27 protein-coding genes are annotated in these 26,426 nt (G+C 38.0%); 17 read left to right on the top strand and 10 right to left on the bottom strand.

Annotation, left to right across the window (positions count from 1 at the left end):
- Window positions 1–76: 76 nt before the first annotated feature.
- Together GA0116959_RS07165 and GA0116959_RS07160 are read right to left on the bottom strand one after the other, a co-directional pair.
- Entirely contained in the window at window positions 77–682 is a 606-nt protein-coding gene (locus GA0116959_RS07165; RefSeq protein WP_092719835.1) for an alpha/beta hydrolase, read from the bottom strand.
- 37 nt (window positions 683–719) lie between these two features.
- Complete coding sequence (locus GA0116959_RS07160) at window positions 720–1,730, bottom strand: sulfate ABC transporter substrate-binding protein (RefSeq protein ID WP_092719833.1); 1,011 nt, start codon at window positions 1,728–1,730, stop codon at window positions 720–722.
- Window positions 1,731–1,896: 166 nt separating this feature from the next.
- Between GA0116959_RS07160 and pabC the strand changes: the two genes are divergently transcribed.
- From pabC to GA0116959_RS07140, 4 genes are all read left to right on the top strand, one after another.
- Window positions 1,897–2,709: an aminodeoxychorismate lyase gene (pabC, locus tag GA0116959_RS07155; RefSeq protein ID WP_092719832.1), complete on the top strand. Its 813-nt coding sequence runs from the start codon at window positions 1,897–1,899 to the stop codon at window positions 2,707–2,709.
- A 1-nt stretch (window position 2,710) separates the two neighbouring features.
- Window positions 2,711–3,760 carry an endolytic transglycosylase MltG gene (mltG, locus tag GA0116959_RS07150; RefSeq protein ID WP_092719830.1) on the top strand — a complete coding sequence of 350 codons (1,050 nt, stop codon included), beginning with the start codon at window positions 2,711–2,713 and terminating at the stop codon, window positions 3,758–3,760.
- A gap of 3 nt (window positions 3,761–3,763) precedes the next feature.
- On the top strand, window positions 3,764–4,363 hold the full coding sequence (tmk, locus tag GA0116959_RS07145) for a dTMP kinase (RefSeq protein WP_092719828.1): 600 nt from the start codon (window positions 3,764–3,766) through the stop codon (window positions 4,361–4,363).
- 104 nt (window positions 4,364–4,467) lie between these two features.
- On the top strand, window positions 4,468–4,884 hold the full coding sequence (locus GA0116959_RS07140) for a PaaI family thioesterase (RefSeq protein WP_092719826.1): 417 nt from the start codon (window positions 4,468–4,470) through the stop codon (window positions 4,882–4,884).
- Between the two features lie 85 nt (window positions 4,885–4,969).
- Here the strand turns inward: GA0116959_RS07140 and nadB are convergent, their stop codons facing one another.
- A complete protein-coding gene (nadB, locus tag GA0116959_RS07135; protein ID WP_092719824.1) occupies window positions 4,970–6,607 on the bottom strand; it encodes an L-aspartate oxidase in 1,638 nt (545 codons plus the stop codon).
- Window positions 6,608–6,834: 227 nt separating this feature from the next.
- Between nadB and GA0116959_RS07130 the strand changes: the two genes are divergently transcribed.
- From GA0116959_RS07130 to GA0116959_RS07080, 11 genes are all read left to right on the top strand, one after another.
- Window positions 6,835–8,217 (top strand): Do family serine endopeptidase, encoded by a 1,383-nt coding sequence (locus GA0116959_RS07130; protein WP_092719961.1) that lies wholly within the window; start codon window positions 6,835–6,837, stop codon window positions 8,215–8,217.
- A gap of 150 nt (window positions 8,218–8,367) precedes the next feature.
- On the top strand, window positions 8,368–8,832 hold the full coding sequence (locus GA0116959_RS07125; protein WP_092719822.1) for an acyl-CoA thioesterase: 465 nt from the start codon (window positions 8,368–8,370) through the stop codon (window positions 8,830–8,832).
- Window positions 8,833–9,037: 205 nt separating this feature from the next.
- Window positions 9,038–10,855 carry a translation elongation factor 4 gene (lepA, locus tag GA0116959_RS07120; RefSeq protein ID WP_053578290.1) on the top strand — a complete coding sequence of 606 codons (1,818 nt, stop codon included), beginning with the start codon at window positions 9,038–9,040 and terminating at the stop codon, window positions 10,853–10,855.
- 21 nt (window positions 10,856–10,876) lie between these two features.
- Window positions 10,877–11,704 (top strand): signal peptidase I, encoded by an 828-nt coding sequence (gene lepB / locus GA0116959_RS07115; protein WP_053578289.1) that lies wholly within the window; start codon window positions 10,877–10,879, stop codon window positions 11,702–11,704.
- 20 nt (window positions 11,705–11,724) lie between these two features.
- Window positions 11,725–12,099 carry a DUF4845 domain-containing protein gene (locus GA0116959_RS07110; protein WP_092719821.1) on the top strand — a complete coding sequence of 125 codons (375 nt, stop codon included), beginning with the start codon at window positions 11,725–11,727 and terminating at the stop codon, window positions 12,097–12,099.
- Window positions 12,071–12,760 (top strand): ribonuclease III, encoded by a 690-nt coding sequence (gene rnc, locus GA0116959_RS07105; protein WP_053578287.1) that lies wholly within the window; start codon window positions 12,071–12,073, stop codon window positions 12,758–12,760. The genes GA0116959_RS07110 and rnc overlap by 29 nt, the downstream gene beginning before the upstream one ends.
- 8 nt (window positions 12,761–12,768) lie before the next feature.
- A complete protein-coding gene (gene era, locus GA0116959_RS07100; protein WP_092719819.1) occupies window positions 12,769–13,797 on the top strand; it encodes a GTPase Era in 1,029 nt (342 codons plus the stop codon).
- Between the two features lie 37 nt (window positions 13,798–13,834).
- Window positions 13,835–14,029 (top strand): NF038104 family lipoprotein, encoded by a 195-nt coding sequence (locus tag GA0116959_RS07095; protein ID WP_092719817.1) that lies wholly within the window; start codon window positions 13,835–13,837, stop codon window positions 14,027–14,029.
- 12 nt (window positions 14,030–14,041) lie between these two features.
- Window positions 14,042–14,752, top strand: a complete 711-nt coding sequence (recO, locus tag GA0116959_RS07090; protein ID WP_092719816.1) for a DNA repair protein RecO — start codon at window positions 14,042–14,044, stop codon at window positions 14,750–14,752.
- Window positions 14,753–14,768: 16 nt separating this feature from the next.
- Window positions 14,769–15,494 carry a pyridoxine 5'-phosphate synthase gene (gene pdxJ, locus GA0116959_RS07085; protein ID WP_092719814.1) on the top strand — a complete coding sequence of 242 codons (726 nt, stop codon included), beginning with the start codon at window positions 14,769–14,771 and terminating at the stop codon, window positions 15,492–15,494.
- 11 nt (window positions 15,495–15,505) lie between these two features.
- Window positions 15,506–16,159: a MiaE family protein gene (locus GA0116959_RS07080; RefSeq protein WP_092719812.1), complete on the top strand. Its 654-nt coding sequence runs from the start codon at window positions 15,506–15,508 to the stop codon at window positions 16,157–16,159.
- Window positions 16,160–16,301: 142 nt separating this feature from the next.
- Here the strand turns inward: GA0116959_RS07080 and lipA are convergent, their stop codons facing one another.
- Window positions 16,302–17,315: a lipoyl synthase gene (gene lipA / locus GA0116959_RS07075; RefSeq protein ID WP_053578281.1), complete on the bottom strand. Its 1,014-nt coding sequence runs from the start codon at window positions 17,313–17,315 to the stop codon at window positions 16,302–16,304.
- A gap of 205 nt (window positions 17,316–17,520) precedes the next feature.
- Between lipA and sthA the strand changes: the two genes are divergently transcribed.
- Entirely contained in the window at window positions 17,521–18,936 is a 1,416-nt protein-coding gene (sthA, locus tag GA0116959_RS07070; RefSeq protein WP_053578280.1) for a Si-specific NAD(P)(+) transhydrogenase, read from the top strand.
- A 396-nt stretch (window positions 18,937–19,332) separates the two neighbouring features.
- Here the strand turns inward: sthA and GA0116959_RS07065 are convergent, their stop codons facing one another.
- From GA0116959_RS07065 to GA0116959_RS07055, 4 genes are all read right to left on the bottom strand, one after another.
- Window positions 19,333–20,298 (bottom strand): TauD/TfdA dioxygenase family protein, encoded by a 966-nt coding sequence (locus GA0116959_RS07065; protein WP_092719811.1) that lies wholly within the window; start codon window positions 20,296–20,298, stop codon window positions 19,333–19,335.
- Between the two features lie 186 nt (window positions 20,299–20,484).
- Window positions 20,485–20,619, bottom strand: coding sequence for a hypothetical protein (locus GA0116959_RS14470; RefSeq protein WP_264822572.1), 135 nt, complete (start codon window positions 20,617–20,619; stop codon window positions 20,485–20,487).
- The gene (locus tag GA0116959_RS07060) at window positions 20,612–21,826 is read right to left on the bottom strand and encodes an MFS transporter (RefSeq protein ID WP_092719959.1); all 1,215 of its coding nucleotides are present in this window, start codon (window positions 21,824–21,826) and stop codon (window positions 20,612–20,614) included. Before GA0116959_RS07060 ends, GA0116959_RS14470 begins: the two co-directional genes overlap by 8 nt.
- Window positions 21,827–21,982: 156 nt before the next feature.
- Window positions 21,983–23,065: an OmpW/AlkL family protein gene (locus GA0116959_RS07055; protein ID WP_092719809.1), complete on the bottom strand. Its 1,083-nt coding sequence runs from the start codon at window positions 23,063–23,065 to the stop codon at window positions 21,983–21,985.
- 409 nt (window positions 23,066–23,474) lie between these two features.
- Here GA0116959_RS07055 and GA0116959_RS07050 point away from each other — a divergent pair, with 409 nt between their 5' ends.
- A complete protein-coding gene (locus GA0116959_RS07050; protein WP_053578277.1) occupies window positions 23,475–23,654 on the top strand; it encodes a hypothetical protein in 180 nt (59 codons plus the stop codon).
- A gap of 62 nt (window positions 23,655–23,716) precedes the next feature.
- Here the strand turns inward: GA0116959_RS07050 and GA0116959_RS07045 are convergent, their stop codons facing one another.
- Together GA0116959_RS07045 and GA0116959_RS07040 are read right to left on the bottom strand one after the other, a co-directional pair.
- A complete protein-coding gene (locus tag GA0116959_RS07045) occupies window positions 23,717–25,174 on the bottom strand; it encodes a sensor domain-containing diguanylate cyclase (RefSeq protein ID WP_092719807.1) in 1,458 nt (485 codons plus the stop codon).
- A 176-nt stretch (window positions 25,175–25,350) separates the two neighbouring features.
- On the bottom strand, window positions 25,351–26,139 hold the full coding sequence (locus GA0116959_RS07040) for an A1S_2505 family phage non-structural protein (protein WP_092719805.1): 789 nt from the start codon (window positions 26,137–26,139) through the stop codon (window positions 25,351–25,353).
- Window positions 26,140–26,426 lie beyond the last annotated feature (287 nt).

The following is a 26,426-nucleotide window of genomic DNA, read 5'->3' as shown; positions in this document are numbered from 1 at the left end:
CCTCAAAAGAGAAAATGCTGACCAATATGGCCAGCAGAAATAAAGTTTAATTTGACACAAGCATAATTTGCGACTTTTAAATTGCAAATCTAAAAAAGTAATGGCTTTCATCAATAAAATTGATAGGTTGCGGTTTATTGTCTGAAATTAAATAATCATAAATTTCAGGAAAAGCACCGAATCCAGAAGCCACATTAATATGACCGACCTGACCCAAATTAATCGCTTTAAGTTTCCACGTATCCGCTAAGCGTGTTGCATCTGAAAAACTTAACCATGGATCATTTTCACTGATTAATAACGTTGTCGGTACGCGAATGGTCAATTGATGAAAATAGTTTTGATAATCTTGCTGGCTATGCCGAGCAAAACCGGCTTCGCCAAAACGTGCAGGGTTGGCAGGCGCAACCAGAATCAAATTTTTTATCTTTCGATTTAACTCAGGATATTCGTTTAATGCTGCAACGACAGTTAGGCATCCAAAACTGTGAGCCACAATTTGAATATTGTCTTGAATAGATTGAACGGTATCAACCAATTGCTTTATCCAAGTCTCTAATATCGGATTATTCCAATCTTGCTGCTGTACTCGTGAGCAAGACATGAGTTGTCGTTGTAACCAAGATTGCCAGTGGGCAGGTTCGCTGCCGCCAACACCCGGCACAATTACAGTATGAATCATGTCTTTACTCCCTCAAATATCTTGAGCAATTCAATCTTTATTTTGAATTATTCGTTTTCACGATCTGATCAAAAACACCACCATTTTCAAAATGCTGTTTTTGAACTTTGGTCCAACCGCCAAACTCTTTATCAATCGTTACTAGTTTTAACGGTTTAAAGGTAGTGCTGTATTTTTTTAATACTGCAGCATTACGTGGACGATAATAATTTTTCGCTGCAATATCTTGTCCAAGCGGTGAATAGAGGAAATTTAAATAGGCTTTGGCCACATTTTCATTACCATCTTTTTTTACATTTTTTTCAACAATAGCCACAGGTGGCTCTGCCAAAATAGACAAAGATGGCGTAATGATTTCAAACTTACCTGGTTGCTCACGGACTGCTAAATAGGCTTCATTTTCCCATGCCAGTAATACATCACCAATTCCACGCTCAGCAAATGTGGTGGTTGAACCTCGTGCGCCTGAGTCAAGAACTTTGGTTTGCTTGTAAATTTGACGAACAAATTCTTGAGCTTTGGCATCATTGCCACCTGCTTGGTGTTTAGCCCATGCCCATGCTGCCAAGTAATTCCAACGTGCGCCACCGGAAGTTTTTGGATTTGGTGTAATGATTTCTACTCCCGGTTTAACTAAATCACCCCAATCCTTAATTTTTTTAGGATTATCTTTACGAACCAAGAAGACGATAGTCGAAGTATATGGTGTTGAATTTTGCGGGAATTTTTTTTGCCAATCTTTGGGTAATAAGTTGGTTTTTTCTGCAATTGCATCTATGTCAGCAGCCAAAGCTAAAGTGACTACATCTGCATCTAAACCATCAATGACTGCTCGTGCTTGTTTGCCCGAACCACCATGTGATTGTTTGAAATTAAGATCTTGCCCAGTGGTTTTTTTCCAGTAAGCGCCAAATTGTTGATTAAAATTTTCGTAAAGCTCTCGGGTTGGATCATAAGAAACATTTAAGAAATCTTTGGCTGCTACATTCAGTGATGAAACAGAAATAAGTGCAGCAACCACCCCTAATTTAAATTTTGAAAAATGCATGTCTTTTTCCTCAGCAATATTTTTAAATGTTTTAAAACATGAGCTGAGAATAACCATATCTTCTATGCATAAAAAATAATAAAAAATGAATTTTATATGAATAAAAAAGATATTAAATTGCTGAAGCAGTTCTTAAACTAAGCCATCAATTTCAGGATATCTGGTTATGTCATGTTTAAAGAATGCACAGGAAATTACTGGGATATCATTATTAGATCGTGCTTTTCATTATGGCGATGGCTGTTTTAGCACAGCACGAGTGAGAGACGGAGCAATTGAACTTGAAGCGCTACATATGGCTCGATTAAGTTTGACCTGTGAGCGTTTAAAACTAAAGGTCGATTTAAGCTTAATCCAACAAAGTTTGAGTGTTCTAGAACAACAATGTGTACAGCTTAACGGTACTTTAAAAATCATCATTAGCCGTGGTGATGGACAACGTGGATATCATTTGCCAGATCATGTAGCAGACGTGTGGGTATTTTTTTATCCACATGCTGTGCAGGATTTTGAAATACAAAAAACTAAGTCGGGTGTATTACAACAAGCATTAGGGCTTACGATGCCAAGTTTGGTCGGTTTAAAAAGTCTAAACCGTTTGGAACAAGTTTTACTTAAACATGAGGCAGATCAAAAAGACTGGGAAGAGGCCTTAGTCACAGATGTTCAAGGTTCGGTCGTTGAAGGTGTGAGTAGTAATTGTTTCATTCGCCTAAAGAATACATGGATTACCCCAGAACTTCGTTATAATGGTGTGCATGGTGTAATGCGTGCTGAAATTTTATCGCGTATGCAGAAGTTTGGTATTGCATGTCAACAACGTTTCATTGATATGGAAGAAATTTCAAAATTTGAAAGCGTATTTTTTTGTAATGCTTTAACTGCCATGAAAATAGCGACTGAACTTAATCAGCGACCTTTGAATGTTCAGGCTTGTACTGAACTTTTTAATATCCTTCAATTGAATCAGATTCATTAATATGCCCACCACAAAGCAAAAATCAAAAAAGAAAGTGACAAAAATATTCCCCTCAAAAGGTCTTGGTCTTTTAATGCTGGGTTTTATTGGTCTAGCTTTTGTTATTTTATGGTCGAGTTTATTTAAGGCTTATCCTGTTAAGGGCCAAAAGCAAATGTTAGCCATAGGCACAGGAGATACTTATTCTGGTTTTATTGATCGTTTAGGACAAGAAGATAAAGTCAGTTTTCCTATTATTCTCAAGCTTTATCAAAAATTTATTATTCATGACACTTTAAAGGCTGGAGTTTACGAAGTGCAAAAAGGCATGAGTATTCGTCAAGTTATGGAGATGTTATCCAATTCTGAAAATGCACAAATGAATCGGATTTTAGTGATTGAAGGTACCACATTTAAGCAACTGCTTGAGCAACTCAAAAAAGATGATTTAGTTACTAAAGACGTGCTCAATCTGCCAAAAGAGCAAATGCTTAAAGCACTCAATATTCCATTTGAGCATCCCGAAGGATTGTTTGCACCTGATACTTATTTTTTTGCAAAAGGTGAAACGGATAAGAAAATTTTGACGGATTTATATCAACGTCAAATGAAATCATTGGATAAAGCGTGGGAAAAACGGGCAACTGACTTACCTTATAAAAATAAATATGAAGCTTTGATTATGGCTTCAATTATTGAGAAAGAAACCAGTCTAGATCGTGAGTTAGAACAAGTTTCAGGTGTATTCGTTCGACGTTTAAAACTGGGGATGCGTCTACAAACTGATCCTACTGTAATTTATGGTATGGGGGAAAATTATACAGGCAATATTACCCGCGCAGATTTGCGCACGCCTACAGCTTATAATACCTATACCAATAATGGCTTACCGCCAACGCCAATTGCTTTGCCAAGCCAGAAAGCAATTGAGGCTGCCATGCATCCTGACAATGCAAAAAATATTTATTTTGTTGCAACAGGCAATGGAGGACATACCTTTACTGCAAGTTTAGATGAGCATAATCGTGCCGTGCAAGATTACTTGGCAGTATTGAAAGCGAAAAAGGATTAAGGAATGTTTATTAGTTTTGAAGGCACAGAAGGTGTTGGTAAAACCACGCTGATTGGTAAAATTTATCATTATTTACAACAACAAGGCCAAGACGTTGTACTGACACGTGAACCTGGCGGAACGCCTATGGCAGAGCATATCCGTTCACTTTTATTGTCTGTTAATCCTGACGAAATGATGTCCAATGACACCGAACTGTTGTTGATGTATGCGGCACGTGCACAACATTTACAGCAAGTCATTAAGCCTGCATTAGAGGCAGGTAAAACAGTACTCTGTGATCGTTTTGTTGATGCAAGTTTTGCTTATCAATGTGCAGGACGTGGTTTAAGCGCAAAAAAATTGAATTTATTGAATCAAAACTTTGTGTCTTACTTGCCCCATATTACTTTTTGGCTCGATGCACCGACCGAAATAGGCATGTCACGTGCGCGCGAACGCGGTGACTTAGATCGTTTTGAACAAGAAAAAGCCATTTTTTTTGAGAAAGTACGCGCAGGTTATCAATCACTTTTTGAAAGAGAGAGTAACCGAATTAAGCGTTTGGATGCGACACAAACACCTGAACACGTTTTTGAGCAAGCTTTAAGCTACTTAAAATGATTTTGTGTTTTATTCTATTTTTATATTAAGTGCAATGAATATTAAAAATATCAGTGTTTAATGTACATTATTTTCTTATATTTAAAATAATCATGGATGAGTAAATGAAAACTACCAAGGCAGAGATTATTGCTTTTCTACAGGCCGAATTTCCGCAAAGTCTTGAAAAGTGTGAAATAGAAAATTTAACCGAAAAAGGCGCATCTATTATTTATTATGTAGGTGCTGAAGATTTACGACCAGGTGGAACAGTATCAGGTCCCACCATGATGACTGCTGCCGATTATGCACTGTATATTGCCATCTTGAGCGAGATAGGCATAGTTGCTTTGGCTGTTACCACTAATTTGTCGATTAATTTTTTAAAGAAGCCAGCAGCAGAGCAAAATATTCGTGCAGTTTGTCAATTAATGAAAGTGGGTAAAGCATTAATTGTTGGCGATGTGTGGCTATATTCTATTGGTTCGGACCAAGCTATAGCACATGTTGTCGGCACGTACTCTATTCCTGCTAAAACGTAAAAATATAATTTTAATTTAAAAAACCGAACATTATGTTCGGTTTTTTAAATCTATGCTGAGGTTTAGAAGTACACAAAATAAAAGATTAAGCATTAACCAAAGGTGTTTCTACTTCAAAATGAGGCGGCACCAATACAGTTTTACGCAATTCTTCGGAGAGTTCTGGGTAATCCAAAGTAAAATGCAAACCGCGTGATTCTTTACGTTCCATCGCACAGCGTACAATCATTTCCGACACCAAAACAAGATTACGCAGTTCAATCAAGTTTTTACTGACTTGATAATCATGATAGTACTCGTTAATTTCTCGTTTCAGCATTTCGATACGATGGAGCGCCCGTTCCAAGCGTTTAGTCGTTCTTACAATTCCCACGTAATTCCACATGGTCTGACGTAACTCATCCCAGTTTTGTAAAATGACTACATCTTCATCGGGATTCATTACTTGTGAATCATCCCATGCTGGTGCATCAACAATAACGTAATTTCTATCAAATTGGCTTTCAATATGTTTGGCAGCACTCATACCGTAAACAAAACATTCTAAAAGTGAGTTGCTTGCCATTCGGTTAGCACCATGTAGCCCAGTGTAGGATGTCTCACCAATTGCATATAGTCCAGCCAGATCGGTTTGACTATGTTCATCTACCATCACTCCACCACAGGTATAATGTGCAGCGGGGACCACAGGAATCATTTCTTTGGTAATATCAATGCCCAGTTCTAGCAAACGTTGGTAGAGCGTAGGAAAGTGTTCTTTCACAAAATCAGCAGGCTTGTGAGTAATATCTAGCCAAACATGACGTATTCCTAAACGTTTAATTTCATAGTCAATAGCCCGTGCCACAATATCACGTGGCGCAAGTTCTGCACGTTCATCAAAACGAAGCATAAAGCGCTCACCATCAGGCAGGCGTAAATAAGCACCTTCACCACGCATAGCTTCAGTAATTAAAAATGAACGGGCTTGGGGGTGGTAAAGACAGGTCGGATGGAACTGATTAAATTCCATATTGGCCACACGGCAACCCGCCCGATATGCCATGGCAATTCCATCACCCGTCGCAATGTCAGGGTTAGAGGTATATAAATAGGCTTTCATCGCCCCGCCACAAGCCAAAGCAGTAGAGGGTGCTAAAAAGGTGTGTACTGTTTCAGTCTTTTCATCTAAAGCATATAAACCCAAATTGCGGTTCGGTGTCGTCGCTAATCCTAGTTTTTGCGAAGTAATTAAATCAATTGCAATATAATTTTCAAAAATTGTAAGATTTGATTTTTCTTGAGCACGTTGAACTAAAGTGGTTGAGATGGCGCGGCCTGTCGCATCTGCTGCATGTATAATACGGCGTTGTGAGTGACCGCCTTCACGAGTTAAATGAAGTTGTTCTTGTTCATCTAGCGTGAATTGCACTCCATGTTCTAACAAGAAATCAACTGAAGGTTTTCCACCTTCCACCGTTTGTCTGACTGCCTCTATTTCACACAAATGTGCACCCGCAATCATGGTGTCATCAATATGCTGTTCTATCGAATCAGTTTCATCGAGAACAGCTGCTACACCACCTTGTGCATAAAACGTACTTGCATCTGTTAAAGTCGATTTTGCCAAAACTGCGATGTTGAAGTGATCAGGTAGTGATAACGCTAGGCTTAAACCTGCACCGCCACTTCCCACAATGATCACGTCAAAATGATGCGTTGTGTTTAAATTAGACATGTCCATCAGCTAATTTCAAAAAAGTTTGGTAATGACACCGCTTTTTTGATCAAAAAACAAGAGCTAATATGCTTATACATGATCAGAAAAAGCAATAAGGTCAGAAGATTTAAGAAATTTTATTTATATTCTAGCGTAAACATCATCAACATTTTATTACCCAAAATAAACAAAATTTATGCTAAAAACGGGTTACCTACACATATCTATAATGAAATGGAATGAATGCTGATATGAAAAATAGCTATTTAACCAAAGGGGTAGTCGCTACTGTATTTACATTGGCGAGTATACAAACTTATGCAGCATCTCCCGTTGATTTTTCGAATTTGGTTGCACAAGTCAGTCCTGCGGTAGTGAGTGTCAATGTTGTAAAAAAAATGACACAAGAAGAATTATTACAGCAGCAAGTTCCAGAAATTTTACGCCGTTTCTTTGGTAATCAAGTGATTATTCCTCAGCAACAAGCACCACAAGAAAAAACGGGCTACGGTAGTGCTTTTTTTATTAGTAAAGATGGTTATTTGCTGACCAATCACCATGTGGTTGAAGATGCTTCTAAAGTGACTATTATGTTGAACGATCGCCGTGAAATTGATGCCACAGTGGTGGGTAGTGATGAACGTACAGATGTCGCCTTACTCAAAGTGAATGGTTCAAATTTTCCAGAGTTAAAAACTGGAAATGTTGATCAGCTAAGAGTGGGAGAGCCGGTGCTTGCTATCGGCTCGCCGTTTGGATTTGATTACTCTGCATCAGCGGGTATTGTCAGTGCAAAAATGCGGAATATGATGGGGGAAACCTCCGTGCCTTTTATTCAAACCGATGTTGCTTTAAATCCAGGTAATTCAGGCGGCCCTTTATTTAACCAGCGTGGTGAAGTGGTGGGGGTGAACTCGCGGATTTTTAGTGGAACAGGCGGTTATATGGGCTTGTCATTTTCTATTCCGATTGATGTTGCCATGGATGTTGCTGATCAGTTGAAAAAGAATGGTAAAGTCACCCGTTCTTATTTGGGAGTCATGCTTCAAGATATTGACCGTAACTTGGCAGAGTCTTATCGTTTGGACAAACCAGAAGGCGCTTTGGTGACTGAGGTTGCACCTAATTCACCAGCTGCGAAAGCGGGGCTTCAAACAGGTGATGTTATTTTAAAATATAACGGTTCTGCTATTTCAAGAACATCTGATTTACTGAATTACCTCAATCGAACTTCGCCAAATCAGGTGATACAACTTCAAATACTACGTGATGATAAAACCCGTAATATTTCAGCGACCTTAACTCTTGCACCAGATGATACTCCTGCGAAAGTGGAACAAAACGCGAAAAATAATGGACCAGTATTAGGCGTGAGTATTCGTAACTTAACGGCCGCTGAGCAATCGCAGCTAGAGGTTAAGGGCGGCATATTCATTCAAGAAGTAAAACGAGAAGGGATTGCTGCACAAGCACGAATTACTGCGGGCGATGTAATTACTCAGGTGAATAATAAAGTCATTTTAAATAGTGTTGATTTTGTGAAAGCGGCTTCTGAATTGAAAAAAGGAACGGTAGCACGAGTGTCTATTATTCGTCAGGGACAACGCGTAATTGTAGGTATGCGTATTGAGTAAAAATTAATCTTGAATAAAAAACCACTCTAAAAATGAGTGGTTTTTTTATGATTGACCGAAATATAGGTGAGAGGATGATTTTACTCTCGTATTAAATTCCTTAAACTGCGGATGATTGAGTCATTTTTAGAAATAAGAGATAAATAAACAATGAGTACAGTTTTTGATTTAGAAATCACTGTTCAACCCTGTCATATAGACAGTTTGGGTCATGTCAATAATGTCATTTACATGCAGTGGATGCAGGATGTCGCAACAGCACATATTGAAACCCTAGGTTTAGGACTAAAAGAATATCTTGAGTTAAAACATGCTATGGTGGCTGTTGAACATCATGTGCATTATCGTAAAGCAGCATTTGAAGGCGAAAAAATTATTTTACGTACATGGTTAAATGATTTGAATGCGCTTTATTCTTTCCGCCAATACGTTTTTTATCGTTCTGAGAATCAGGCTATTTTATTTACAGGTAATACGAAATGGGCCTGTGTCGAAATTGCAACAGGTCGTCCAAAACGAATGTCACCTACATTTAGTCAAGCCTATCAGCCTCTTACAGAACAGTTAAATCCTTTAGATTTTTCGAATTTATATACAATGGTTGTTGAACAATAAATGGTCTAATCGGAGCTTGTTCATTTTAATCAAGCAATTTAAAAGCAAAGTTTTGTAGAAGAATCGGACTATTTTTAAAAGCTCACTGTATTTTTGACCATGTACTGCTTATACTGTGCAACATCTTTGGAATATCCTTTTTTGCACGTCATAAACACTGTTTATATTCAGGTAAGTGATTGTGTATTTTGATTTAGAGTAGTTTATGGCAGTTGCTAAAAAGTCAGTCAATATCAATAATATACGGAATTTTTCGATTATTGCGCATATTGACCACGGTAAGTCGACACTTGCAGATCGATTTATTCAAACCTGTGGTGGTCTTCAAGCCCGAGAAATGCAAGCTCAAGTGCTCGACTCTATGGATATTGAGCGTGAGCGTGGTATTACTATTAAAGCGGCTTCGGTCACGCTATATTATACCCATCCAAATGGTGAAGAATATCAATTAAATTTTATTGATACGCCTGGGCACGTCGACTTTTCTTATGAAGTATCACGTTCATTGGCTGCCTGTGAAGGTGCTTTGTTGGTCGTTGATGCAGCACAAGGGGTCGAAGCACAGTCCGTTGCAAACTGCTATACCGCTCTTGAGCAGGGTTTAGAAGTTCTTCCAGTATTAAATAAAATTGATTTACCTCAAGCTGAGCCTGAACGTGTCATTCAAGAAATTGAAGATATTATTGGGATTGAAGCAACTGAAGCGCCGACCTGTTCAGCAAAAACTGGCTTGGGTGTTGAAGGGGTTTTAGAAACGCTGGTTAATGTGATTCCGCCACCTGTAGGCGATCGTAATGCGCCTTTACAAGCCTTAATTGTTGATTCATGGTTTGATAATTATCTAGGTGTTGTTTCTCTGGTTCGTGTTAAAGAAGGTCGTATCCGTAAGGGCGACAAAATGTTGGTGAAATCAACAGGTCAAACACACATTGTTACGTCAGTGGGTATTTTTAATCCGAAACACTTTGAAACAGGTGAGTTAGAAGCAGGCGAAGTTGGATTTGTGATTGCAGGAATTAAAGACATTTTTGGTGCACCCGTTGGTGATACCATCACATTGTCTAGCACGCCTGATGTTGCTGTTTTGCCCGGTTTTAAAAAGGTCAAACCGCAGGTGTATGCAGGGTTATTTCCCATTGATGCCAGTGATTTTGAGCCGTTTCGTGAAGCTTTGCATAAACTACAAATCAATGATTCCGCGTTATTCTTTGAACCTGAAAGTTCTGATGCACTTGGTTTTGGGTTCCGCTGTGGCTTCTTAGGCATGCTACACATGGAAATTGTACAAGAACGCTTAGAGCGTGAGTATGATTTAGACCTGATCAGCTCCGCACCAACGGTTATTTATGAATCATTGATGAAAAATGGTGAAATACGTTATATCGACAGTCCATCAAAAATGCCTGATGGTTCTACTGTTGAAGATTTACGTGAGCCCATTGCTGAATGTCATATTCTTGTTCCGCAAGAATATTTGGGTAATGTCATGACCCTGTGTGTAGAGCGTCGTGGTGTTCAAAAAGAGATGAAATTCTTAGGTAAACAAGTGTCGTTGACTTTTGAAATTCCGATGGCAGAAGTCGTCATGGACTTTTTTGACCGTTTAAAATCTTGCTCACGTGGTTTTGCTTCACTCGATTATAATTTTGTCCGTTTTGAAAGCTCATCTTTAGTCAAAGTCGATGTACTGATTAACGGTGATAAAGTAGATGCTTTGGCGATGATTTGTCATCGTAATGACGCACGTCATCGTGGTATTGCGCTTGTGGAAAAAATGAAAGAATTAATTCCACGTCAAATGTTTGATGTTGCCATTCAAGCTGCCATTGGCGCACAAATTATTGCGCGTTCTACTGTAAAAGCAATGCGTAAAAACGTATTGGCTAAATGTTATGGTGGTGACGTTTCACGTAAGAAAAAACTGTTATCTAAGCAAAAAGAAGGTAAGAAACGCATGAAACAAGTGGGAAGTGTTGAAATTCCACAAGAAGCGTTCCTTGCTGTATTAAAAGTAGAAAGATAATAAAGTTGAGGATATAAACCCATGGATTTTGATTTTAATTTAATCCTTGTACCCGCCACACTCATTTTCTTTTTGGTGTGGTTATTGGATAAGTTTGTGTTTAAACAAAGACAGACTCGTGGCAAGGGCAATGAAAACTTCATTATTACATGGGCTTATGACTTTTGGCCTGTATTGGCTGTGGTATTGATTCTACGTTCGTTTTTATATGAACCCTTTAATATTCCATCTGATTCAATGGTGCCGACACTAGAAACTGGTGATTTTATTTTGGTGAATAAATACCAATATGGTGTACGTCTACCTGTTGTAAATAAAAAAATAATAGATGTTGGTGAACCAGAGCGTGGTGATGTAATTGTATTCCGTTATCCACCGCAACCGACCATTAGTTATATTAAACGTGTGGTCGGCTTGCCAGGTGATCATATTGTTTATGATCATGGTCAATTGACGATCAATGGCAATAAAGTTGCTAAAGTTCCCGTTGAGTTTAGTCGTGAAAAAGATATTTTAGATACGCCAACATCAATTTACCATCAAGAAACATTGGGTAAACATACCTTCAAAATGCGTGAGTTAGAGGGTGTAAATGTGGCACGCCAAGCCCCATTTATCAATTATGTTGAAAATGGTAAATATTCGGTTGAAAATGGTTTATATTGGGAAGTTAAAGTACCCCAAGGTCATTACTTCGCGATGGGGGATAATCGTGATCAGAGTGCTGACAGTCGTTTTTGGGGCTTTGTACCAGAAGAGAATTTAACAGGACGTGCATTCTTTATTTGGATGCACAAAGAACCGGGATTTAAATTACCATCATTTGCTCGTAATGGTAAAATTGATTAAGCATCATTGGAAAATAAAAAATGCATAAAAATGAAAAAGGTGCATCATATATTGGAATATTAATTGCAATTGTCGGTTTTGCTTTTTTAGCAAAAATTGCAATTGCAGTATGGGGTCCATATTGGGATGATAGAGTGATTAATGGACAGATTGAAGAATTGATGAAAAGTAGTCCAGCTAACGTTGATCCTGCGAAATTTGCAAGTCAGATGAGTCAGCGTTTAGACATGAACAATGTGCGTGATATTAAGTTTGATGAAATTGCGCAAGTGACGAATATTGATGGTCTGCAAGTGAAAAAAGATTATGAGATAAGAAAACCATTCTTACTCAATATAGATTTAGTGTTAAATTTCGAGAAAAGTTTTGATCAAAGGTCAGTCCAAACTAAGTGATATGCGCTTAGTCAGCCGTATCGGTTATCAGTTCAAGCAGCCTGAATTATTAAAGCTTGCATTGACACATCGATCGGTAAGTCACAAATCTAATTATGAACGTTTGGAGTTTTTAGGCGATTCATTATTAGGGATGATCATTGCCCATTATTTGTATGAAACCTACCCACATGAAAATGAAGGGCGTTTAACACGTATGCGTGCCACATTGGTTCGCCAAGAAGCATTAGGCAAAATTGCAAACGATCTAAAACTGAGCCCTTGTTTAATTTTAAGCACGGGCGAGTTAAAGTCGGGAGGACATCATCGAGAGTCTATTCTTGCTGATACTGTAGAAGCCATTATTGGTGCTATTTATGTGGATTGCAGTGACTTAAATATCTTGCAAGATATTGTACTGAAATGGTACACCCCATATTTAGACCATATTGAACCTACAGACCAACTTAAAGATCCTAAATCACGTCTGCAAGAATATTTACAAGCACGTAAAAAACCTCTCCCTATTTACGATGTCGTGGATATTCAAGGTGATGCTCCGAATCAGCATTTCAAAGTGGAATGTATTATCGAAGGATTGCCAGTGGTCTATGGTGAAGGTTCTAGTCGCCGCTTTGCTGAACAAGCAGTTGCAGCGGATATTTTAAAACAATTGGAGTAGTCGTTTAAATGACCACACATTCTGATCACACTGATGCTGATCACGAGCCGCAAAATAACGGTAATGAATTAATTAATGATTTTTTTAGTTCACAAGGAACCACGATTCCTTCCGATTTTAAAAGTGGATTTGTTGCGATTGTAGGTCGTCCAAATGTGGGCAAATCTACCTTGATGAACCATATTTTAGGACAAAAGCTTTCGATTACTTCTCGTAAGCCACAAACAACTCGTCATAAAATTGTGGGGATTGATACACGTGAAAAATCTCAGGCTGTATTTGTTGATACACCAGGGATGCATAAAAAAGAAGTTCGTGCCATCAATAAAATGATGAACCGTGCTGCAAGTTCGGCATTGCGTGATGTGAACTTGGTATTGTTTGTGCTTGATGCAGATAAGTGGACACAAAATGATGAACTTGTTTTGGAAAAACTGAAGAATGCTGAAATGCCAGTGATTCTTGTTATCAATAAAATTGATACCCTTGAAAATAAAAACCATGCTTTACCATTAATTCAAGAACGTTCTAAATTAATGAATTTTGCAGAAGTTGTTCCTGTTTCTGCACTTCGTGGTGCAAATCTTGAACATTTACGTGACACGATTGAGCAATATTTACCATTTCAACCACCCCTTTATGCTTTAGATCAAATTACGGATCGTTCAGAACGTTTCTTGGCTTCAGAAGTGATTCGTGAAAAAATTATGCGTCAACTCGGTGAAGAGCTGCCTTATGATTTAACGGTGCAAATTGAATCATTTAAGACTGAAGAGGCGACAGTGAATGAAAAAACAGGTCGTCCAAAACCCGCGTGTACTTATATTGATGCCACTATTTTCGTCGATCGCCAAGGCCAAAAAGCCATTGTGATTGGTGAAAAAGGGGCCAAACTGAAAAAAATTGGTATGGATGCCCGTGCTGATATGGAAAAAATGTTCGAACAAAAGATCATGCTGACCCTGTGGGTGAAAGTTAAAGGTGGATGGTCTGATGATGAACGTGCTTTAAAAAGCTTAGGGTATAGTGATATCTAAGCATTTTAATTTAAGTCACTCTTTTATAGGAATGGTAATGATGAAAGTATTAGCTATTGTGGCATGTGTTCTATTCTTGCAAGGCTGTATTCATAAACTTGTTACTGTTCCTGTAAAAGTGGCTTATAAAACCACCAAAGGTGTCGTAAAAGGAACTGCAGCTGTCGTAGGTGCAGTGATTCCCGATGGGGATGATGAAGATGAAGCAGAATCTAAAAAAAATAAAGATTAGACACCGAATTTCATGCGAAATGAAGTATTGCATGGTTATTTAATCCATCATCGTAAATACCGTGAACGTAGCCATATTGTGCATTTATTTACACAAGAGCATGGTCGTGTCGATGGTATTTTAAGACAAACGCCACCACCGCAATATCAGCCGATATGTTTGCAGGCGTCTGGTAAATCGGAACTTAAAAATTTTACCAAGGTAGAAATTGTCAATCAGCCTGTTTTTTTCTTTGGAGATGCTTTTTTTTCTGGTTTCTATCTCAATGAAATTATTCTTCGCTTATGCCCCATTGAAGTCGAAATGCCAGAAACTTTTGTGCAATATCATCATACTTTGCAACAGTTACAGCAATTGACTCAACAAACAAATTCGAATGTTTTTTTAAGACAGATTTTACGTCAGTTTGAACATGCACTTTTGGAAGAATTGGGTTATGCCCTTGATTTTACCCAAGACGCACAGCAACAACAGATTTTAGAAAAACAAAATTATTTATTCCAACTGAATGATGGATTTATTGCGACAGCACAACAATCACGCTCAACCTTATCAGGACAGAATATTCTCTCCATGCGTGAGTATGAAAAGGGTAGGGATTTTAATCCTGAACAGTTACAATTATTGGCACAACTTTACCGACAAATGATCACTTCATTGTTGGGAGACCGACCGCTTAAAAGCCGTCAATTGTGGATTCAAAATACTCAATCTCAATCATAATTGGTAGGACATTCTTATGGCTGCATTGCTTGGTGTAAATATTGACCATGTAGCGACATTGCGACAAGCGCGTGGAACGACTTATCCAGATCCTGTCAATGCTGCATTGATGTGTGAACAAGCGGGTGCTGAAGGGATTACTTTGCATTTACGTGAAGACCGTCGTCATATTCAAGATGATGATGTACGACGTATGCGTCCTTTACTGAAAACGCATATGAATTTAGAAATGGCAGTTACACCTGAAATGGTCGAATTTGCCAAAGAAATAAAACCGCAACATGTATGTTTAGTGCCAGAAAAACGTCAGGAAGTGACGACTGAAGGTGGACTTGATGTTTTAGGTCATTTCGAAGAGGTCAAAGCAGCGACACAAGCCTTAACAGCCATTGGTTGTGATGTGTCTTTGTTTATTGATGCCGATATTGCACAAATCGATGCTGCACTTGCTTGCGGTGCACCCACGATTGAATTGCATACTGGCGCTTACGCTGATGCAGAAACCACCGAAGCGCAACAATATGAATTAGAGCGTATTGTAAAAGGTGCTGAATATGCCGCAGCCAAAGGCTTAGTGGTCAATGCAGGGCATGGTCTAAACCTTGAAAATGTCACACCAATTGCTCAAATTCCACAAATCCATGAGCTTAATATTGGTCATTCGATTATTGCTGATGCTGTATTTGTCGGCTTAGCCCAAGCGGTTCAACAAATGAAAGCTGTTATTAAAGCAGCAAGATAAGTTTTAGAATTATGTCCTCAATAAATTATAACGATTTCATGAAACCCGTTTTGGGTTTTTTGGGATGTGAAACACCGAAAGCTTGGTTAGATGAAGCTATGAATAACCTCGAGTTACTCATGCAAGATCATGCCAATTGTGAAAAAAAAGCCGCAGGTACAGCCATGAACCTGATGTTTCGCTACACTTTTTTTACCGATTTACAGGTTAAATTGGCACAATTGGTGCGCGAAGAAATGCTGCATTATGAACAAGTGCTTGAATTAATGACCAAGCGTGGGCAGGAATGGCAATCGATTAGTGCTGGTCGTTATGCGGGGGGCATGCGTAAAGAGGTACGAACGTATGAGCCTGAAGCTTTAATCGACATTATGATTATTGGTGCGTTTGTGGAAGCGCGTTCCTGTGAACGATTCTATGCACTTGCGCCGCTTGTAGATGAAGACTTGGGTAAATATTATCGTTATCTTCTGAAATCTGAATCGCGCCATTTTGAGGATTATTTAGCCTTAGCATTAGATGTTGCTCAAACGTCAAAGTTAAAAAACCCTAAAGAAGATATTCAGCAGCGTATTGCCCACTTTCGTGAAGTTGAAAAAAATCTGATTTTAAGCCCAGATCATCTATTTCGCTTTCATAGTGGCGTGCCAAGTCAAGCGGCTTAATCTATTGTTCTTTGAAAAATCCTCTATTTGTATAGGGGATTTTTTATGACTCTTAATTTTTAAATATAAAAAACAAAAATGCCAACCTAAATGGATTAAATTGGCATCGCTAGATCAGTTTGGTTTTTTAATTTGCTGTAAATTAAGCTTCGATAGTTTGCACGGCAATTTTTTTCGCAGGATCGGCTTTGCGACGTACTGCTGGAACAGGCTCGCCATAATATTGACGATCAGCAAAGTAGCTTGAACGAACCATTGGTGCAGCCCAGATATTTTTGAAACCAAGCTTCTGACCATGCGCTGTATAGCGTTCAAACTCTTCAGGGGTTACAAAACGATCCAGTGGTGCATGTTGTTTAGACGGTTGTAAATACTGACCAATCGTAATGTAGTCCACGTCATGTGCACGTAGATCGTCTAGGAGCGCTAATACTTCTTCTTCAGTTTCACCTAAACCAACCATCAAACCACATTTTGTCGGAACATCAGGACAGTATTCTTTAAACATTTTAAGTAAGTCTAATGAATGCTGATAATCAGAACCTGGACGCATCGCTTTATATAAACGCGGTACGGTTTCAATATTATGATTAAACACATCAGGTGGACATTCTGTCATGATACGTAAAGCCACATCCATACGACCACGGAAATCTGGAACCAAAATTTCAAGCAAAGTTTTTGGACTTAAATCACGTGCTTCTTTAATACAATCGACAAAGTGCTGAGCCCCACCATCTCGAAGATCATCACGGTCAACCGAGGTAATCACAGCATATTTCAAACCCAGATTTGAAATGGTTTCCGCCATGTGACGTGGTTCATCTGGATCTAACGCATTCGGGCGACCATGTGCAACATCACAGAACGGACAACGACGTGTACAAATATCACCCATGATCATAAAGGTTGCCGTACCACCACCAAAACATTCAGGTAAGTTCGGACATGCAGCTTCTTCACAAACGGTATGTAATTTTTGAGCACGTAAAGTTGTTTTGATGCGTTGAACTTCTTCAGGAGCTGCCATTTTCACCCGAATCCAATCAGGCTTCCGTGGGGTTTCAACCGTAGGTATCACTTTTACAGGTATACGAGCGACCTTTTCTGCGCCACGAAGTTTGACACCCTGTTCAGGTTTACGGTTTTCAGACATATTCAACTTTCCACTGTTTTAGACGGGGGAGATGCTAAAAGAAGCTTTTTTATTATAACGAACTTGAGTCTAAATAGGGCGAAAAGGGTATTCATTTAATAAATGTAGTCATCAGATAATATAGGACAGGTAAATACAGCAAATTGCGATTATTTGCGTCATAATATGCAGAAGATAAACAGAATATTGAAAAGAGGAGCGTTGAATGCCACGTAAAAAAGAGGTCGTTAACGGAACTTTCGTTAAATATGACGCGGTCGTTCTCGGTTCAGGCCCTGCAGGTGAAGGCGCGGCAATGAAGCTGGCGAAAGCAGGTAAGCGTGTTGCAATAGTGGATATGCGTGAGCAGTTAGGTGGTAACTGTGCACATGTAGGAACAATTCCAAGTAAAGCATTGCGTCAGACCGTATCTAGCATTATTCGTTATCAACGTGACCCGATGTTTCAGAAAGTGGGAGATTGGAAACAATTCACCATGAAACAAGTGCTACGTAATGCACATAAAGTCATTCAACAACAAGTGGATACGCATTCACGTTTTTATGATCGAAATAAGATTGATATTTATCATGGACGTGCTTATATCCAAGATAAAAATACAGCGTTAATTTTTACTGATGATGGCATCAAAGAAAGTATTATCTTCAAACAATTAGTGATTGCAACAGGTAGTCGTCCATATCGTCCAACGATATTGGATTTCAATCATCCATGTGTTTTTGATTCGGATAAAATTTTGGATTTGGATTTTCCGATTCAAAAAATCATTATTTATGGTGCTGGGGTGATTGGCTGTGAATATGCTTCCATCTTTATTGGATTAGGTCATAAAGTCGATCTCATTAATACTCAGCATAAATTGCTCAGTTATTTGGACGATGAAATTTCAGATGCTTTGTCTTATCACTTACGTGAACAAGGTGTCTTGATTCGCCACAATGAACAAATTGATCATTTGGAAACCTTTGATGATCATGTCGTGATGCATTTGCTGAGTGGCAAGAAAATTAAAGCAGATGCTATTTTATGGTGTAATGGACGTTCAGGTAATACTGATGGCTTAGGTTTGGAAAATGTTGGCATTACCCCGAATAGTCGTGGTCAAATTACTGTTAACGATCAGTATCAAACTGAAGTCGAAAATATTTATGCTGCTGGAGATGTAATTGGTTGGCCATCTTTAGCTTCTGCTGCCTATGACCAAGGTCGTTGTGCAGGCGCGAATATGAGCGGTGAAGAAAATGTTGCACCTGTTACTGATATTCCAACGGGAATTTATACCATTCCAGAAATTTCATCGATTGGTAAAAATGAACAACAATTGACTGAGGAAAAAATTCCTTATGAAGTTGGACAAGCTTCTTTCCGTCATCTTGCCCGTGCGCAAATTACGGGTGATACCGTCGGTGAGCTGAAAATTTTATTCCATCGTGATACTTTGGAAGTTCTAGGTGTGCATTGCTTTGGTAATAATGCAGCGGAAATTATTCATATTGGTCAAGCTGTCATGAATAGTCCAAACAATACTATTAAGTACTTTGTTGAAACTACGTTTAACTATCCAACCATGGCCGAAGCGTATCGTGTCGCGACTTTGAACGGTATGAATCGTTTGTTCTAATTTTAATTTAAGTCTTGTGTTGAGTACCCGTAAGTTTGAATGCTTGCGGGTTTTTTGTTGTTCGCGCATTGGAAATCGATACATCATTAATTTAGTCATGAAATCAGCCAAATCAATCCTGTATAAATATAATTTGGATGTAATATGATTGAAATTCTGAAGATTTCTTTCGTTGATTATTTTTCTTTATAAATTTAAAAAGCTTACCCATCTTTGATGGGAGAAAATCATTTTTTGTCAGAAAATTGAAATACAGTAAATGAGAAAAATGAAAAATATTGGAATTGATCGTGAATATTTTATGATTAGAATAGTAAAAATTTTGGAGATTTTTTAAAGGAAGCGATACATTGATCGATCAAATGTTGAAAGAGTAATGTCTCGCTTGATCCTGTTTTAGAACGGTCTTCCACCAGCCAGACTAATACGTTTAAGTAAACGTCTTTGATCACTTGGAAATGGGCGACGTGAGTGTAGAGTGGCTTGATTATCCCAAAAAACGATATCACCTTGTTCCCATTGATGTTCATAGCGGAATTCTGGTTTTAAAATATGTTCACGTAATTTTTCAATGAGTTCACTACCAATCTGATCATCTTCATTTACAAGCTCTACTTCGCTATGCGTATTCAGCCACAATGCTTTACGACCACTTTCAGGATGTGTTCTCACCAGTGGATGTGGATAAGCATGCCCAATAATAGGCTGATCTTTAAAGCGATATTTCGGGGAAGTACCATAACCACCATCCTTGGGAGTACCTTTGTTGTTTTGGAAGCGTACGAATGGATTATAGGTAATGAGCTGTAACTGATTAATGTACTGTCTGGTGTTATCGTCTAAAGCTTCATAGGCTTTAATGGTATTAAACCAAGCAGTCTGTCCACCATTTTGTGGTAATTCTATGGCATATAACAATGAACCAAAAGAAGGAAGTGGTGTCCATTGGTGATCTGCATGTGGGGTAAGTTCACCATGACCTGTATAGTCGCCTTTACCTACCGCATTGGATACGGGAACAACATCAGGCGGTGTGCCGGAATCTTCTTGTGTGGCCAATACGGGATTATCTGCACTTGGACGGAAAATTGAGCCAAAATAACTGGCAAAAGCCAAATATTGCAGGTCGTCTAAACTTTGGTTTTTAAAGACCAGAATTAAATGTTCAGCCAATGCCTGCTTTAAGCGATAAATTGTTTCTCCAGACTGTGCTTTTTTTGCATCTAATCCAAAAACTGCAGCACCTAAGGCTTCATCTTTTAAAGGAACAATCGTAATTTCAGTCGGGTTTTGAAATTGTTCAGCTTGATGCCAACGTGGTGCGTCATGAATGGCTTGTGAAAGTTGGGTTAAGCTGGTCATGGTAATTTCTCTAGTTTGTTTAATATCAAATCAATCTAGAAAAAAATACCGCTTAATAGAAATCACAAGAATTGCTAAACTTATGAAAAGGCAGAAAAAAGTTAATAAATGTTTGATTTATTAACTTTTATTTAATCTTGGAAATTAAAGTCAAATCACTGCTGGAAAATGTCAAAGAATTGACAATTAATGTGCACAGAAGGCTTGATTGAAGTATTCAAACAGTTGCGGTGTTTGTAACCACAGTAGAATTGCTAAACTGAATAATCCAATCATCATCACAACCAGTATAATTTTTAAACCCAATTGAGTGTTAATCATGAATGACAGCCTTCTCATTGACGAAGAAATGTACCAGTACACCGACCACACTTAATACTATTGAAACGATCCATACTAAATTGTAGTTGCCCGTCATGTCATGGTTGACACCACCGAGCCATCCACCAAAAAATGAACCGACTTGATGAGTAAAAAATATAATGCCACTGAGCATGGATAGGTACTTAACTCCAAACATGTTGGCCACAATACCATTGGTTAATGGCACAGTAGAGAGCCACAATAAACCCATAATGATGCCAAATGTATAAATTGTCCATGTGCTTAATGGAAGAGCTAAAAAGCCTATAATGACTATTCCACGTAAACCATATAAACCCATCAGAAGTTTGGGTTTGGAATATTTACCGCCTAACCAACCTGCAGTATATGTTCCGACAATATTGAATAATCCCACTAAAGCGAGAAAAATAGTTCCTGTCGTTGCATTAAATCCATGATCAATCAGATAACCGGGTAAATGGATACCAATAAACACCACTTGAAATCCACAGACTAAAAAGCCTAAGCCTAAAAACCAAAAGGGCTGATGATTTTTTGCAATGACTAAGATTTGTTTAAAACCTAAGGATGATTTTGTCACCTGACCGATAATATTTGGTGCAACATACATTGGGGCTTTAAGCATCCATGCCAATGGCACAATGAGAGCCACTAAAATTGCACTCACGACCAAGGCCGCTGACCAACCAAAATTTTGTAAGAGTAGAAGGGTAGAAGGCAGCATAATGAATTGCCCAAAGGACCCTGCTGCGCTGGCAATTCCCATGGCAAGACTACGTTTTTCAGGATGCGCTGCCCGTCCTACCGCAGATAATAAAATTGGAAAAGAGGTGGCAGATAAAGCCAAGCCTAAAATTAAACCGACACTTAAATTTAACAGTAACCCTGTAGAGCTAACGGCCATAAGCAACAAGCCGATGCAATAGAGTGCACCACCTACTGCGACCACTATTTTGCTACCATATTTATCTGCGAAAGCACCCGTAATGGGTTGAACAGCTCCCCAGACTAGATTTTGCATAGCAATCGCGAGGCTGAAAACATTATGCCCCCAGCCGAATTCACTACTCATAGGGACAAGATAAAGACCAAAAGCATGCCGAATACCTAAAGACAAGCCCAAAATCAGCGCACTTCCAATTAACATATAAATCAGAGGTTTAGAAAAACGTGTATCCGACATATTTTTAGCCATAAACTGATTTTAATATCAGGATATTATTCCTTTTTGAAGGGTGATGCGATGAAATAAAATTTAAACAAAAGATAAAATTAAGTTATAGAACAGAGAATTAAAATAAAAAAGACGACATAAAGTCGTCTTCTTTAGCATTTTGATTTAGAAGCGCATCCCTACACCTGCATAAGCCAGAACAGGATTAATCTCAATATCGGCTGTTGAGCGAATCAATTCACCCAGTTTTGCATCACTGACTGTGATAGTGGTTTCATTTTTTAAATGTGCGTAGGACAAAGAGCCTACAGCAAACCATTTGTCATTAAAGTCGTAAGTAAAACCTACAGTGGCAATAGGTGCAATAGCATCAGTTGCTTCTAAATCGACTTGGGGGTTGGCTTTGCTTGGCGTACGTTCTAAAGCCGCGCCTGCATTACCTTCTTTAATATTCGCAATCATATGACCTGCTGCAATTAAATCTTGTTCTGTACGTGGATTAATTTCAAGTTCATTAAAATAAGCATACATCACACCCAAGCCAACATAAGGCCGGAATTTATTTACACCTGTTTTGCCAAAATGATATTGGAACTCAAAAGCTGGCGTCCAAGCACGAGCTGATGCCGCAGGCCCATAGGCTTCTAAATCGGTAATTAAAAGATCGTTTTTAAGGTCAATATTCAGAAATTTTAAATCAAGATCACCAATTTGCGGGGTAGCAATCGCGGAAAAAGGTGCATAAATTTTTCCTTTACCTTGTAAATCTACTTTCGGTGGAATTCCACCCTTAATTTCGAATGAAACATGATCGGTGAAAAAGTAATTGGATATAATCCCCAATGTGGTCACGTCATCGGCTTCAAGCCCAGTTCCTTGTGCTTCCCAACTTTCTAAACCACTAATTTTTGAATTGCCGCTGAGTTCTGCGGGTAAGTCGCCACCCGTGAAAAAACCTACAAATTCTAAGGCTGCGGCAAGTCCTGCCTGCTTAACATCTGGATTGAGGTTATTTAATACGGTATCAACTTTAATATCACCGTTTTTAGCAACTTCACCATTTTTAACGGCAGTACTAATTTCAAATGGCTGAGCTTTACCTTGAGGCATGACATGTAATGCACCTACCGATACAGAAAAGCGTTTAAAACCATCACCATCTTTTAAACTAAAATAAGGTGATTCGGCATAGCTTATTGCAGGTAAGGCTGCAAGTGATGAAATAAGACAAAGTAACGATTTTTTCATTTGGGGACTCCATGTCCATTTACGTTTATACATTTTTTTTCTTTGACAATGCGGATTGTATAGTTGTATTTAAAACAAAATGTACTAAAAATTATAAAACTAGTTGTCTTCATGTAAAAAAATAGGCTAATTTGTTTTAATTAAGTAGGTGTGTTTTATTTTATAAAATTATTTAATTTCAGTAATTTATGTTTTTTTGTTTGGATTTTGATTAATTTTTATACGATATTATGATTCTTTTTTTAACATATTTTTATCGTGTACTTGTTATTAAACGGGAAGTGGTTTTTTAAATTTGCAATGGCGAAATAAATATTTTAAATCGTTCAATATTTTTTTGAAGAATCTAATCTCGCACTTAAACTCATTTTTTCGTACAATACCCTCTATAAATTATTGAGTGAATCATATGAGCACCCAAAATACTCCCAAGAAGAAAGCATTAGTCAATTTGCCATTTCCGATACAAAAAGAAACTGAGCAGAACCTTGATGAAATCTTGGATGACGTTCGTCCACGTCCACAGCGTTATGCTGATCGTACATGGATGCCACCTCGTGGTACTCGGCGTTCATTTGGTAAGCGTTAAGCGTCAAATAAAAAAACCATGGATATTCATGGTTTTTTTATGTTTAATCATCGCTTAGCTGATTAAGATTCAGTGAGTGTTGTTGTGTGTTTTGTATACTTTAAATAGTAATTTTTCTTTTCACGATACATCACTGTATCTGCACGTTTCAGCATATCTTCCATCGTTTCTCCACTTTGTAGAGTGGCATAACCAATCGATAAAAGAATGGGTTGATTTGCATAAAACTGATTATCAACTGATAAAAGTTCTTCTAGGCTTTGTACGCAATTCTGTAATGCTGCCTCATCTGCTCCTGGCAAAAGAATCACAAATTCATCACCTCCAATACGACAAGCAGAATAAAGCGTCTGTTGAACCAGTTGATTGAGTACATTACCTATCCGCTGCAATAAATTATCGCCTGCATCATGGCCCAAACTATCATTTACTTCCTTTAAGCTATTCATATCCATAAAAATACAAGAAACAGGAGAAAGCCTATTACGTTGTAAACGATTGATTTCACCATTGTAAAAAGAACGGTTGTAGAGTTTGGTTAAAACATCATGTTTACCTAAATATTCAAGATACTTCTCTGCTTTTTTACGTGCGGTAATGTCGGTCAGGGCAACTTGAACCATGCCCCAATTGTCTAGGTAATCTGGAAATACACTAAATTGTAAAACCACATGACGAATACTGCCATCGAGTGCGTAATTAACTGCTTCACGCTGATGATGAATATTGCCATTCCAAAGTTCAATTAATTGCTCTCGAAAAGTTTGAAACATTTCTTGCGCAAATACTTTATGAATATTTTTAAGTAAAGTTTGTTTATTGGGTGCGCCAAATAAATTTAGCGTAGCCTGATTGACATCAAGGATCAGAATATCTTTAATGCAATCATTCACAAAATCATTATGCACATCTAAAAATGTACTGAAATCTTCAATACCTAAGACGCGAAGTTCATCTAATTTAATTTTAATTCGACTAAAATCTTCTACCCACAGAGAAGTCGGTGAGTAAATAAAACGTGCTTCGGCCAAATGACGGCTTTTTTCTTCAAGACGACACGCTTCGGTATAAGCCGTAATATCTTCCGTGGTAATTAGAACCAAGGATAAATCATGCTCATGTTGTGGCAGGACTACACCCTTAAGCTGGATATCTATACGCTGACCGGTTAGGGTATAGTTGACAGCAGGATGTGAAAATTGAGTTTCACCATTCCATAAACTGACCAATTCTTTAATATGCGTTCCAGACATATCTTCTTTGAAAACCAAATGGAGGTTTTCATTCAATGCCTCAAAGTTTTCAGCTTGATACAGTTCCAGTGTTTTTGAATTGACACGTAATAATTTAATTTTTCTGGCACATGCTAAAATTCGAGACTCATCTTCTCGTAAAAATGCTGATAAATCTTGAATTCCTTGTTCACGCCAAAGATCAAATTGTTTTTTTACTTCACTATAATCTTCAAGCCACATGGCCACGGGAGAGAGTTCAAAAAAAGGCGAATCCAACATTTCCATTCACGAGCTCATCATATTTTTATTAATCTAATCTTGTAGTATAAATTGATAAAAATATTTTTGAAATAATATGCTTTTTAAATTATGGCTCACGATGAAGAGATTTATTGCTTATTTTGAGCTAGAAATAAAAAAAGCCAATTTATATTGGCTTTTTTGAAAGGTTAAAATAGATTTTAACGGATCTGTTTGCGTGCTTTGTTTTCAGGCTTAGGTGGTGGAATTTCCCGTTCGCCTTGCCAAACATCCATAAAATCCTTTTCATTAATATTATAGAGTTCAAGCAAAGCTAAAATCACACCACCAAATAGCATTGAGCCTTCAGCATTATTTTGCCAGTCAAAAATTTTACCATTCAATACATGTAAAATATCGGAAATTTCAAAAATACGATCTCGTCCATTACTGTCTGTCGGGTAGATTTGAGTATGTAAAATAATTCGCGCAGCACTTTTTTCACTTTCTGATAAATCTAATTGCGTAATGATCTCTTCATCACGTGTCGAGAAAATGACTTCATCGTTGAAGACCGTTCTTAGAAAATGACGGGTCAATTTGGGTAATGCTTTTTCGACAAAAGGACGAAATGAATGGGGTAAAATCACATTTTGTGAAATACCTTTAAACATGGGAGCAATTTCTTCAGTGGTATAACCTGCAATACCACAGCCAACTGAAGTCACGAAGTAGGTCATTTTCTGATGGTTTTTGGTATATATTTTAAAGTCATCAATATAATGCTGAATTTGAGACAAAGGCATTTGCTGTAAATGTTCATTCATTGTCGGAATAGCATAACTTTGCCCAGACCAGCCACGGCCCACACCTTGCATAGCACCAAAATATTGTAACGCAGTCGATGCTGCCCCCCCTCCATGTTGTCCAGCCAGATTGCTACCAAAAACAAAGACCGTGTCTTCAGGTAAGCTTTTGATAATATTTTCATCGTGATAGAGATATGACATGTGAGCACTACATCGTGATGGCATTTCATTCATGTTGCAATCGAAATAGTCTAGGGTCAAGTGAAAGATCAGCTTTTTTGAAATTGAAATCAATCATCTAGAATTAGAAATGCATGATCTTGTATTTATAGATATCAAATCGTATTTAAGAATTCAGTATGCATAACTGGATAGGGAAGTCGTAGTGCTTCATCACTAAAAATATAGTTTAAATACATAAATATAGAACTGTTCATATTGTATGTTGGCGTTTAGCCCTCATACTATGAAGGTTATGTCGTTGAAGA

Source organism: Acinetobacter albensis (assembly GCF_900095025.1).
GTDB lineage: Bacteria > Pseudomonadota > Gammaproteobacteria > Pseudomonadales > Moraxellaceae > Acinetobacter > Acinetobacter albensis.
The sequence above is the reverse complement of the archived record's forward strand: the minus strand, read 5'-3'. Positions and strand labels throughout refer to the sequence as shown.